The sequence below is a fragment of the Corynebacterium sp. HMSC11D10 genome, assembly GCF_001806995.1.
Lineage (GTDB): Bacteria > Actinomycetota > Actinomycetes > Mycobacteriales > Mycobacteriaceae > Corynebacterium > Corynebacterium coyleae.
In genome coordinates this window covers 24,467-35,807 of the sequence record NZ_KV787053.1, presented here as the reverse complement: position 1 = coordinate 35,807, position 11,341 = coordinate 24,467, and the positions used below count along the sequence as shown (strand labels likewise).

Sequence of the window (11,341 nt, the reverse complement as noted above, 5' to 3'; positions counted from 1 at the left end):
GCTTCACCAGAATCCGGAGCGGCTATCCTACCGGCGTGCAGAAACTTTCTGGTGGCCTCCTCGCCGCGCTGGCTTTGTTTACCGCCTCTGGCCCCCTGGGCATCGACATGTACCTCCCGGGCATGCCAGAGCTTGCGACGAGTTTGTCGACGTCACACTCATTTGCCCAGATGACCATTACCGGGTTCATGCTCGGTATGGCCCTTGGCAATCTCTTGTTTGGGGCGATTTCCGACGGGACCGGACGAAAGCCTGTCATTATTGTGGCTTCCGCCGTTGCCCTTGTTGCCTCGGTGGCTTGCGCGCTAGCCGATTCCATCGCATTCCTCATTTGCGCCCGCTTCTTCCAAGGCCTCGCAGGTGGATGCGCGATCGTCGTTGCTCGTGCTGTCGTCCCCGACATTGCTCACGGAAAACAAGCCGCGCGCGGACTTTCAGCGCTCATGGCGATCTCCGGGTTTATGCCTGCAATCGCCCCGGTGCTTGGTGGCCTCATCATTCCCGCATTCACCTGGCGCGGCGTTTTTTGGACAATCGCTGCAGTCAATCTTGCGCAGCTCGTTGTCGCTTTGTGGCTCGTTCCCGAGACGCTGCCCTCCCACAAGCGGACAAGGGGCACCTTGCGCCAGATGTTTCCGCGGATGGGGCGCTGTCTACAACGTCCCGCGTTCACTGGATACATGGTGGCTGCAGGTTTGGGCTTTGGCACGCTCTTTTCCTACATCGCGGCTTCTCCCCTAGTCCTCCAATTGCAGCTCGGTCTGAGCCCAACCACATTCTCTCTCGTCTTCGGGAGTATCGCGTTGCTCATTCCGCTGAGCAACACACTCAATATGCGGCTGCTCAAGCGGCACCAGCCGCGCACGCTCCTTACCATCGCACTCGGAGTTGATCTCACAGTAGGTGCGATACTCCTCGCCTTTTCCATTTTGGGTCCAAGCACCGCAATGATTCCTTTTATCGCAATCCTCTCCGCGATGGCGGGATTCATCATGGCGAATGCTTCCGCTCTCGCTATCGAGGAAGTGCGAGACATCGGTACCGGAGCCGGAACCGGTGTCATGGGGTTCTTCCAATTCATTATCGGTGGACTCGTTCCACCACTTGTTGCGCTCGGCCCAAACCCAGCCGCTGCGATGGCGCTCGGCGTGCTCACCTGCGCTGGTTTGGCGCTTACGGGAGCACGCATCAGCTCACGCTTTCACCGAAGCTGATCAGCTTCAACCCACCACGTTCCAAAACCACGAGGCCAGAAACAAAACCGCTTTACAATCAACGACGATGCTTACCCCCAACACCTCAGACCAGCTTCCCGACTCGATCGACCCGCAGGTATTGATTGGGCCGGTTCTTCCACCTGGGGAGTGCGAGACACGCTTGATTGGTATTGCTTCGCTCACCGGGGTTGCCGCAATCGAGGGAGCATCTGCCGGCTTGGGAAATGCGACCGATTTCGCATTGCTCAACGCCCTTCGCGTGTGGTCTGATGCAGTGCTCGTTGGTGCGGAAACGGTACGAAAGGAAGACTACTTCGGTGCGCGAGTCTCGCCAGAGAAACAGCAACAACGGAAGGAAAACGGGCAGTCTGTCGCGCCTCCGATTGTGGTGTTAAGCCGCAGCCTCGGTTTTGATACGTCCTCGCAGCTCTTCTCCAATAGTCTCGCAGCGCCGATATTCGCCGTCCCCCAGGATATGCTCGATACCCCTGAGGTTGCTGCTCGCGCACATGACATCACCGAGGCTGGTGGCAGCATCCTCCCGCTCGTAGATGACTCCATGCGAACAGCAATTGAAGCGCTGCACATGCACGGTATGTCCCGCATCGTTTGCGAGGGAGGTCCACAGCTCAACACCCAGATGCTGAATGAAGACGCGGTAGACGTATTTCATTACACCATCAGCCCTCACGCAGTGCTGCAGCCTTCTGAAGTGAGGTTGTTCGGGCACAGTGACGACGATCGCAACATCCCCTTTGTTCTCGAGTCGGTTAAAGCAACAAGCGATTCCCTGCTGTTTTGCCGTTACCGAAGGGTGCGGGACCGAAAAGGCTAATCGAGCCGGTACGGTATCACCCGTGATGTTGCAAACTCGCCTCCATGATTTTTGGGTCGCCCCAGCGCCCGTCGCGACGCGTTCCCACGCGGAGGTACCAACCTCCACGCTTCGAGGCGCAGGTGCTTTGGCTTGGCCACTGGCAGTCATCTTGATCGTGCACAGGCTTTTTGTCCTCGCACGCACCGGATCGGTGACCGACGACTTCACTACGGTCTGGTCGGCGGCACGCCGCTTCGTCGACCGAGTACCTGTGTACAACGAGATTTACGAGCACGTTGACCCGCACTACCTCTATAACCCGGGTGCTACGCTGCTACTTTCTCCTCTTGGGATGCTTCCAAGTATGGAAAGCGCGAGGCCATTTTTCATCCTGTTCAACGCGCTTTGCATTATTGCTGCAGTCACATGGCTTACGCAGCTAGCGGGCTTCCGCATGTCTCACCCGGTGCTTCCAATCGCATTAGCCCTTGCATTTGTGACGGAAGCCGTGACAAATACCTTGGTGTTTTCGAACATCAACGGTGTACTACTTCTCGCCCTGACTGCGTTTATCGCGTTGTTTCTCGCTAGGCGTGATGTCGGTGCGGGTATCGTGCTCGGGCTGGCGGTCGTCGTCAAGCCAATGTTCGCTCCGCTTCTCGTACTGCCACTGATGAAAATGCGGTGGAAGGTAGTTGCTTGCGGTGTCGCCGTACCTGTATTCCTCAACGTCATTGCCTGGCCGCTGACTCCAGGTGCTCGCGACTACATCGACGTTGTTGTGCCGTATCTAGGCATCACACGCGACTATGCCAACTCTTCGCTCGCAGGTTTTGCCGTCTATTTCGGTATGCCTGCCTGGGCGCACACCATCCTCTTTGTCGTCGCTGCATCTGCTGTTGCGGCGGCGATCATTGGTTTAGCCCGCTGGCGTTATAGCGACGAATGGCTTTGGCTGACCCTGAGCACCGGCGTCCTGCTCGCAGGCGTATGCCTACTGTCCTCACTCGGACAGGCGTACTACTCGATGATGCTCTTCCCCGCCCTGTTTACTGTGTTTCACCGCGCCAGCCCCCTGCACACTTGGCCAACGTGGCTGGGCGCCATTTTATGTCTCGCGCCACTGAGTTGGGTTACGCCTGACGCGATACTGGTTGGACGGTGGCTGAACACTTTTCTTCCCACATTTGGATGGGCCGTGTTTATTGTCGCGGTGGCATCGTGGGTATGGTCTACTCAAATCACATCGGCGCCACAAAAGGAGAGGACGCGACAATGAGCGAATCCAAACCAAATTACAAGGACTTCACCGAAGCACAGTGGCGAGAAAAACTTAGCCCTGAAGAGTTTCGGGTCCTGCGGGAGGCCGGCACCGAGGCACCCGGTGTGGGCGAATACACCAACACCACCACTGAAGGTGTCTACCGCTGTAGAGCATGTGGTGAGGAACTGTTTCGGTCCTCAGAAAAGTTCGACGCACACTGCGGGTGGCCAGCATTCTTTTCCCCACTGGCGGGCGATCGGATTATTGAGCGCGAAGACCGCTCTCACGGAATGATCCGTACGGAAGTACTCTGCGCGAACTGTGGCTCTCATCTCGGCCACGTGTTTGCCGGCGAGGGTTTTGACACCCCCACCGACCTGCGTTACTGCATCAACTCCATTAGCCTGACGCTGAAAGAGGCCTAGGGCCTCATCCGGCCTACGGCAGGATGTTGATGATCTCCGCGATGTCGCTGACGCGACGTCCGGTCTGGAACGGAACCTCCTCGCGCACGTGCAGGCGGGCCTCGGTGTAGCGCATCGTCTTCATCAGGGCCTCAATGCGCTCGAGCGTTGGCGCCTCAAATGCCAGCATCCACTCGTAGTCGCCGAGCGTAAACGCCTCGACGGTGTTCGCGCGCACGTCCGCAAAGTCGCGGGCGGCTTGGCCGTGTTCAGAAAGAATTCGGCGACGCTTCTGGGGGTCCATGATGTACCAGTCATACGAGCGAACGAAGGGGTAGACCGTGATCCAGTCACCCGGTTCCTCCCCCATAATGAAACTCGGCAGGTGGGACTTGTTGAACTCTGCAGGACGGTGCAAACCGTTGCCAAGCCAGCTCACCTCAACGAGCTGACCGAACGCAGTCTCACGTCGGAAATCAGCCAGTGCCTTTTGTAGGTCGGAAAACTCTTCTGCGTGCCACCAGATCATGAAGTCTGCATCAGCACGAATGCCGGTGTTGTCGTAGATGCCACGAACAACAACGACGCCCTCTTCTTCAAGCTTGCGGAAGAAAGCCTGCGCTTCTTCGATGATACGAGTACGTTCCGTCCCAAGAGCACCGGGAATTGCACGGAACACTGCAAACTGCAGATAACGCTGCGTGGCGTTGAGTTTCGCAAAGTCAAGCTTGGCCATGATGACGCTCCTTCCCTGCCGATACGGCAGATCAAACTAAAGTCGTAATGAGTCTACGCTGTCGCACATTGCGTCTCGACGATATGTCGGCGCGCCTCCCCCACCACACGCAACGGGTCGATACCTTTATGCGTGTGATGAATCCGGACACCACCCCCCAGACCTCCACACATAGTGCGGATACGCTCGGGGAAGGCGCAAACGAGAACTGGCCGGCGGATTTTTCTAAGGCCGTCGAGTCAATGCATGCAGCCCAGCTTCGTCCTGAGATTTCCCTCGGGACTATCCGACCGCCGCAGCGACCAGCACCGTTTAGCCATGCTGTGGGGCTCGAAGTAGTCCACCCGAACGAGGACGGTGACAACATCCCGGTCGATTCAGAAGGCGATGCTTTCGGCCGACTAATCCTCCTGCACTCCCCTGCCGCCGAGGAGGCCTGGGAGGGCACCATGCGGCTGGTGGCCTATATCCAAGCGGACATGGATGATGCTGTGGCGTCAGACCCGTTGCTACCTGACGTCGCTTGGCAGTGGCTCAATGAATCGCTCGCGGAGACCAGTGCTGGGTTCACCAATCTTGGCGGCACGGTTACGTCGACCGCATCAGTACGCTTCGGTGAGATCGGTGGACCTCCCCGCGCATACCAGTTGGAGATGCGCGCCTCCTGGACTGCTGAGGGGATCGACTTGAAGAGCCACGTCGAGGCTTTTTCCAAGGTTTTGGCACATGTTGCCGGGCTTCCACCAGAGGGTGTGACACAGCTCAACGCACGCTAGGGCATACTTACGCAACATGACATCCCAGGTGCAGTACCACCTCGTAGAAACTCCCGAGCAATTCTCTCGCGCAGCGGCGGCATTGGCAGAAGGTCGAGGCGCTTACGCCATCGATACCGAGCGCGCAGCGTCATTTCGTTATGACGACCGAGCGTTCCTCGTGCAGATTTATCGACGAGATACCGATACGTACCTGTTCGCCCCGGAAGGCAACCGGGACGCGCTTCATGATGCCCTCGCTCCCGTCATCAACGGTGAGGACTGGATTATCCACGCTGCCGTCGATGATCTTAAGTCGCTCGCAATGCTCGGTCTCTACCCAGGCACAATCTTTGATACAGAACTCGCATCCCGCTTCGCAGGGTTTAATAGGCCAAATTTGGCGGCGATGGTGCAGCACTTCGTAGGAGTAGAACTTAAGAAAGGTCACGGCCACGAAGACTGGTCCACCACACCTCTGCCACCGACGTGGCAAGAATACGCAGCGCTAGATGTGGCACACCTCCACGATCTCGCAGAGGCTCTCGCCGAGCAATTGGACAACGAAGGCAAGCTTTCGTTCGCCGAGCAGGAGTTTGAGCGGATTGTCAACGAGCTCGGACCGGACAACGCACCCTTTAATGAGACATGGCGTGACATGAAGGGAGTGTCAGGGCTACGCTCCGCCAGGAGCCTGCAGCTCGCTAAAACGCTGTGGACCGCCCGCGACGAACATTGCCGAAAAGAAGACATCTCTCCCGGTCACATGCTCTCGAGCGAATCAATCGTCACCATCGCTCGTACTGTGCCATCTTCCCCATGGGAACTGCGAAACTGCCTGCGCTACCGCTCGCTCAACACAACGAAAGCCAAATTCTGGTTTAGTCTCGTCGAACAGGCGCTCGCTGAGAACCCCGAACAATGGCCAACCCCCGCGCAGCCTGCACCGACTGACCCTCCCGCAAAAATTGTGTGGGAACGCGACTACCCACGTTCCTGGCACGCATTGCAGTCGGCGCGAAAGTACGTCTCTGAAGTGGCGACGCAACAAAACATCCGTCCAGATATGCTGCTCTCTTCTGCAGTGCTGCGACAAGTTATGTGGACCGCCCCAGACTCCGACGCCGTATGGAGCACTGACGCTGCTGCTATGCAACTGAAGCGTGCTGGGGCACGCCCATGGCAGATCGCCCTTACGGCACCGCTGCTCGCGCGGGCCCAAGCTGAAGCGAAAGCAGCAAGAATCCCGCAGGGCAAAACCCCGTCATCTGGGCGAGCTGCAGCACGTCGCCGTCGCAGGAAGCGCGCTCAATAGCGCCTTACTCGCTGTCAGCGAGTCGCTGTGCCCACTCTCTAATCTGCAGGGTGGCAGACTCCGCATCGAGTCCGTACTCCTGGAGGATTTCGTCGCGGGACCCGTGCAGGGGGAACACATCCGGAAACGCGAGTTGGCGTAGCGGTGTGTCCACCTCTGCTGCCGAAAACGCCTCAGCGATAGCAGATCCGACGCCGCCTCGAATGATGCCGTCTTCATAGACCACAACCATGTCAGCTTCGACAGCCAGGTCACACAGCGCGGCGTTGACGGGAATGATCCAACGGGGATCGACAACAGTTACGCGGATACCGTCGTCGACAAGCGCATCTGCAATCTCGAGCGCGGCCTGACCAAATGCGCCGACGGCAACGAGTAGCACGTCGATTTCTGAATCGCTGCTATCACCTGTGGGTTCGGCGAGGATATCTACACCGCCGACGTTTCGCAGTGCCGGGATCGTCGGGCCGGCAGAGCCCTTCGGGAACCGTACGATCGTCGGGGCGTCGTCGACAAGAAGGGCCTCCCTGAACTCTTCGCGCAACGACTGAGTGTCTCGAGGTGCGGCGATACGGACACCCGGGACGATCGATGCGATCGCCATATCCCAAACACCGTTATGGCTTGCGCCGTCGGAGCCAGTTACGCCTGCACGGTCCAGCACTAACGTAACCGGCTGGTGGAGCAAACCTGCATCCATAAGCAACTGGTCAAAAGCACGATTGAGGAAGGTCGAGTAAATCGCCACAACCGGGTGCAATCCACCGAGTGCCATACCAGCGGCAGACGTCACTGCGTGCTGTTCCGCAATCCCCACATCGAAGAACCTGTCTGGGAACTGCTCACCAAATGGCTGCAGACCGGTTGGCCCCGCCATTGCCGCAGTGATCGCAACGATGTCATCGCGTTCGTGGCCTGCGCGAAGCAGCTCTTCGGTGAAAGCGGCGGTCCAACCTGGCTTAGAGGTGGCCAGTGCTTTTCCTGTTACAGGGTCGATCACGCCGGTAGAGTGCATCTGGTCGGCTACGTCATTGACTGCCGGGGCGAAACCGTGGCCTTTCTCAGTGACAACATGCACGATCAACGGCCCCTCGTAGCGCTTGGCATACTTAAAGGCGTTGAGCAGTGCCTTGAGATCATGCCCCTCGACCGGACCGACATATTTCATACCAAGGTCCGGGAACATTTCGGTTGGAAGAACCTGATACTTCACGCCTTCCTTGAGCGCATGCAACGCATCAAAGGTCTTCTCTCCGACCCACCCCATAGATTTGAGGGTCTTTTTCCCAGACTCCATGACCTCGTCGTAGCCAGGCTGGATCCGAATAGCGGCAAGCTGGTCACGGAGCTTGGTCAGGTTATTGGCCAGTCCGCCAATCGTCGGAGAGTACGAACGGCCGTTGTCGTTAACCACGATGACAACGTTGCGGTTTCCAGCCGCGATGTTGTTGAGTGCTTCCCAACACATGCCACCTGTGAGCGCTCCGTCACCGACAACTGCGATGACGTGATCGTCCGAATTACCGGTGAGTTCCTTCGCTTTGGCAAGACCGTCCGCATAGGACAGCGAGGCGCTGGCGTGGGAAGATTCGGTCCAGTCGTGTTCTGATTCAGATCGCGACGTGTACCCAGAAAGACCGCCCTTCTTGCGCAAGGAATCGAACTGGTTCGCACGTCCAGTCAAAATCTTGTGCACATACGACTGATGCGACGTGTCAAAGATGATTGGGTCGTTCGGGGAATCGAAAACGTAATGCAGCGCCAGTGTCAGCTCAACAACGCCGAGGTTCGGTCCGAGGTGTCCTCCGGTTGCTGACACTTTCTGGATGAGCAGCTGCCGGATCTCGTCCGCGAGCGCGTTGAGCTGGCTCGGCGCGAGCTTCTGCACGTCTGCCGGTGTCTCAATATGCTCGAGCAGTCCCACTATCCTGTCGCTCTCCTTCAGGTTTTTCGCCGCGATGCGGTCCGCATCTGCGGTGTTCCCGTATGGTTTCCGCAAGTTGCGTAGTGCGGAATCGGTTCTGGTCAGCTTACACTCCGAAATTGGTTGGCCCTATTCCTCCGCACCACTATTGTGGTCAGGCACAAGTGATGCCATGACCTCAAAATGGTGAGTATTGGGAAAAGCATCGATAAGAGCAATGTGCTCGACTCTAAATCCGTGCGCGCCAAAGCCTGCGAGGTCGCGCGCAAAGGTTGCTGGATCACAACCGATGTGAATGATGCGTTCTGGAGCCGCTTGCGCAATCTTGTCGACGACATCACGCCCTGCCCCTGACCGAGGCGGATCTAAGACAACAAGTCCCGGAGCCGGAAGCTCGCTGATTCCAACTTCCACCTTCGCATTGTGGCGATGCACATCAAACTCGTCTTCCACTGGCTGTGGGTTCGCCGTTGCCGAAGCGGAGTAATCTACGCTGTCGATCCTGCCGCCGCCGATTGCCTCATTGATCGCAGGCACAAATGCACCAACGCCTCCATACAGATCCCATCCGTTGCGGTGCGCGTAGTTGTCGCTTCCCCATTCCTTAATGAGGTCACTATAGGTTTGCGCCGCGTTGAGGTGCGCTTGCCAAAATGCTGTCGGGGGAAAGGAAAACTCGTGACCGTCTACCACCTCGGTGACCAACCCCGGGCCTTCAAGCACCTTGTGAATACGCTCAACGCGTCGGCCACGCTGCGCCGAGTGTGTTTCCACAACGTGACGTTTCCCGCGGGCATCCACGACCGCCACAATCTCACTGCCGGGCGTGTATCGAGCCGCGTCGTCGCCAATGATGCCGTCGAGCACTTGCGGCGCGACCTGGCTACACACGACACCACCGACAACGTCTGTCGATTTCAGTGCACGCATTCCGGCTCGTCCTTGCGGATCAACACCCATGCGGACACGGGTGCGCCAACCAGTTCTGGGTTCAAGCTCCACAACCCGCAATTGCTTCTCGACGACATCCGCCTCGACAACACCACTCTTGCTCGCAAGCGCACCGAGTTGGCCAAGAAGAACGTCGCGTTTGAGCGATACCTGTACCGCCGGGTCAATGTGCGCGAAGTCGCAGCACCCCGCACCTGCTGCTGCCGCAGGACAAGCCGATCTGACCCGGTGAGGCGATGGATCCACTACTTTGACAAGCTCTGCACGTGCCCAGCGTTTTTTCACACGGGTCAGTCGCGCTTCAACCGTGTCGCCGGGAATTGCGCCCGCGATGAAAACGACGCGCCCGTCTGGGGCGTCGGCGATGCCTTCTCCCCCGTGCGCCATTGCCCTCACAGACAACTTCAGCACGAGGCCGGCAGTAATCTCGTCAGTCACAGCTACTCGGACTTACCGCGTCCGGCTTGGCGCTGAGCGCGCTGCGCCTCACGGAATTCGCGGAGCTGCTTTTGGCCTTCGACATTTTGAGCGATGATCTTCTGCAACGCGTCGCTCAGCACGTTCGGGTTGCCCTCCGCGGGGGCTTCCTGAGCGCCCTGAGCCTGCTGAGCACGCGCCTCCACAGCCTCTTGCACCTGCTTTGCCAGCTGCTCAGGAAGCACAACGGGGAGAGAGTTTCCAGCAAGAATCGGGTCGTCGCCACGGTAAACAAACGAGCGCGCGACCGTTTCACGACCAAGTTGCGCAAGCTGGTCTTCCGAACCGGACGGAGCAGCAAGTGTCACGCGGTAGAGCCAGCGCGGCCCCTCCACACCGATGATTCGAATGACGCCGTTAGTGCCGGTTCCTACGATCTCTTGACCCCAGGGCCCCTGCTCAATTTCGACGGGCATACCCTCAGAACGCATACCTTCGATGATCTCGTCGGAAGATTCCTCCCACAAACCACCGGTTCGCGGAGCAGCAAACGCCACCGGGGTCAGGCGGCCGAAGCGGGTGACGATGTGAACCATCTTGGGGCCCTGCTCGCCCATCTCCACCTGGACCTGGGATTCCTTCGGCAGTGGAATCCGGATGGATCCGAGGTTCAGCGTGGCCTGGGAGAAGTCCGAAAAGTCAAAGTCATCAATGTTGACGTTATCGCCATCGAACGGACCCGTGGAGCCATTGATCGGGTCATAATCTGTAAGGACCTGCACGCCTTCTGCCACACGAAGCTCCGGCGCCTCTACCTGCGCATCTGCCGTAGCAGATGCCGACTGGGTATCAGCAACCGATTCGGGCGCCTCAGCCTCGGACGCTGCCGGTGCCGCGGTTGACTCCTCTACAACCTTCTGCGGTTCCGGGGTTGTTTCGGCTTTCTTCTTCCTCCTGAACGGCCAGATTGCCATTGCAGGTACCTCCTCTAAATTCTCAGTACGTTTTCGTCGCTAAAGACTGTAGCCCCCAGAGCGACACAGAGTTAGTTCGTGCCAGTCGATCCGTAGCCGCCAGCGCCTCGGACCGTCTCATCGAGCTCGTCCACTTCTTGAAAGCTTGCCAGTTCCACACGTTGCACGACGAGTTGTGCGATACGCATTCCACGTGTGATGACAATCGGCTCAGACCGGTCGGTGTTAATGAGGCACACCTTGAGCTCGCCCCGGTACCCTGCATCGACGGTTCCGGGAGTATTTACAATGCTCAAGCCCTGCTTTGCTGCGAGCCCGGAACGCGGGTGAATCAATCCCACTGTGCCTACAGGAAGCGCAATCGCAATTCCTGTGCCAATAAGCGCTCGCTCACCTGGCTGGAGCGTCACATCCTCTGCGGAGTAAAGGTCAGCTCCGGCATCTTCCGGGTGAGCCCGGTGAGGCAAGGGCAAATCAGGGTCAAGTCGCTTGACTGCGATTGGGCCGAAGGTGTCGTCGATACGCGCGATTGATTGTTGCTCTTCCACGCTGCCAACCATACGGCAG

The 11,341-nt window shown here is 58.3% G+C and carries 11 protein-coding genes; 6 read left to right on the top strand and 5 right to left on the bottom strand.

Going from position 1 to position 11,341, the window contains the following annotated elements:
- Positions 1 to 35 precede the first annotated feature (35 nt).
- The 4 genes from HMPREF3120_RS05820 (at position 36) to msrB (ending at position 3,723) form a co-directional block, all read left to right on the top strand.
- Positions 36 to 1,214 (top strand): multidrug effflux MFS transporter, encoded by a 1,179-nt coding sequence (locus HMPREF3120_RS05820; RefSeq protein WP_070451306.1) that lies wholly within the window; start codon positions 36 to 38, stop codon positions 1,212 to 1,214.
- Positions 1,215 to 1,281: 67 nt separating this feature from the next.
- Complete coding sequence (locus HMPREF3120_RS05815) at positions 1,282 to 2,052, top strand: pyrimidine reductase family protein (RefSeq protein WP_070451304.1); 771 nt, start codon at positions 1,282 to 1,284, stop codon at positions 2,050 to 2,052.
- Between the two features lie 25 nt (positions 2,053 to 2,077).
- Positions 2,078 to 3,313: a glycosyltransferase family 87 protein gene (locus HMPREF3120_RS05810; protein WP_070451302.1), complete on the top strand. Its 1,236-nt coding sequence runs from the start codon at positions 2,078 to 2,080 to the stop codon at positions 3,311 to 3,313.
- The gene (gene msrB, locus HMPREF3120_RS05805; protein ID WP_070451301.1) at positions 3,310 to 3,723 is read left to right on the top strand and encodes a peptide-methionine (R)-S-oxide reductase MsrB; all 414 of its coding nucleotides are present in this window, start codon (positions 3,310 to 3,312) and stop codon (positions 3,721 to 3,723) included. Before HMPREF3120_RS05810 ends, msrB begins: the two co-directional genes overlap by 4 nt.
- Before the next feature lie 13 nt (positions 3,724 to 3,736).
- On the opposite strand, the gene hemQ is transcribed toward msrB, so the two are convergent.
- A complete protein-coding gene (gene hemQ, locus HMPREF3120_RS05800) occupies positions 3,737 to 4,441 on the bottom strand; it encodes a hydrogen peroxide-dependent heme synthase (RefSeq protein WP_180950015.1) in 705 nt (234 codons plus the stop codon).
- Positions 4,442 to 4,575: 134 nt separating this feature from the next.
- Here hemQ and HMPREF3120_RS05795 point away from each other — a divergent pair, with 134 nt between their 5' ends.
- Positions 4,576 to 5,214: a DUF3000 domain-containing protein gene (locus HMPREF3120_RS05795; RefSeq protein WP_371325696.1), complete on the top strand. Its 639-nt coding sequence runs from the start codon at positions 4,576 to 4,578 to the stop codon at positions 5,212 to 5,214.
- 16 nt (positions 5,215 to 5,230) lie between these two features.
- The gene (locus HMPREF3120_RS05790) at positions 5,231 to 6,508 is read left to right on the top strand and encodes an HRDC domain-containing protein (protein WP_070451299.1); all 1,278 of its coding nucleotides are present in this window, start codon (positions 5,231 to 5,233) and stop codon (positions 6,506 to 6,508) included.
- A 4-nt stretch (positions 6,509 to 6,512) separates the two neighbouring features.
- Here HMPREF3120_RS05790 and dxs read toward each other — a convergent pair whose 3' ends face one another.
- The 4 genes from dxs to dut all read right to left on the bottom strand — a co-directional run bounded on the left by dxs (position 6,513) and on the right by dut (position 11,322).
- Positions 6,513 to 8,432 (bottom strand): 1-deoxy-D-xylulose-5-phosphate synthase, encoded by a 1,920-nt coding sequence (dxs, locus tag HMPREF3120_RS05785; protein ID WP_070451297.1) that lies wholly within the window; start codon positions 8,430 to 8,432, stop codon positions 6,513 to 6,515.
- Between the two features lie 129 nt (positions 8,433 to 8,561).
- Positions 8,562 to 9,821, bottom strand: coding sequence for a class I SAM-dependent RNA methyltransferase (locus tag HMPREF3120_RS05780; protein ID WP_246815429.1), 1,260 nt, complete (start codon positions 9,819 to 9,821; stop codon positions 8,562 to 8,564).
- Positions 9,822 to 9,823: 2 nt separating this feature from the next.
- Complete coding sequence (locus HMPREF3120_RS11730) at positions 9,824 to 10,774, bottom strand: DUF3710 domain-containing protein (RefSeq protein WP_083279413.1); 951 nt, start codon at positions 10,772 to 10,774, stop codon at positions 9,824 to 9,826.
- 71 nt (positions 10,775 to 10,845) lie between these two features.
- Positions 10,846 to 11,322: a dUTP diphosphatase gene (gene dut / locus HMPREF3120_RS05770; RefSeq protein ID WP_246815428.1), complete on the bottom strand. Its 477-nt coding sequence runs from the start codon at positions 11,320 to 11,322 to the stop codon at positions 10,846 to 10,848.
- Positions 11,323 to 11,341: the final 19 nt, after the last annotated feature.

What these genes read in the sequence shown, in the direction of transcription:
- HMPREF3120_RS05810 (WP_070451302.1), top strand. Translation starts at nt 2,078, where the DNA reads ATGTTGCAAACTCGCCTCCATGATTTTTGGGTCGCCCCAGCGCCCGTC.
- HMPREF3120_RS05815 (WP_070451304.1), top strand. Translation starts at nt 1,282, where the DNA reads ATGCTTACCCCCAACACCTCAGACCAGCTTCCCGACTCGATCGACCCG.
- msrB (WP_070451301.1), top strand. Translation starts at nt 3,310, where the DNA reads ATGAGCGAATCCAAACCAAATTACAAGGACTTCACCGAAGCACAGTGG.
- HMPREF3120_RS05790 (WP_070451299.1), top strand. Translation starts at nt 5,231, where the DNA reads ATGACATCCCAGGTGCAGTACCACCTCGTAGAAACTCCCGAGCAATTC.
- HMPREF3120_RS11730 (WP_083279413.1), bottom strand. Translation starts at nt 10,774, where the DNA reads ATGGCAATCTGGCCGTTCAGGAGGAAGAAGAAAGCCGAAACAACCCCG.
- HMPREF3120_RS05795 (WP_371325696.1), top strand. Translation starts at nt 4,576, where the DNA reads ATGAATCCGGACACCACCCCCCAGACCTCCACACATAGTGCGGATACG.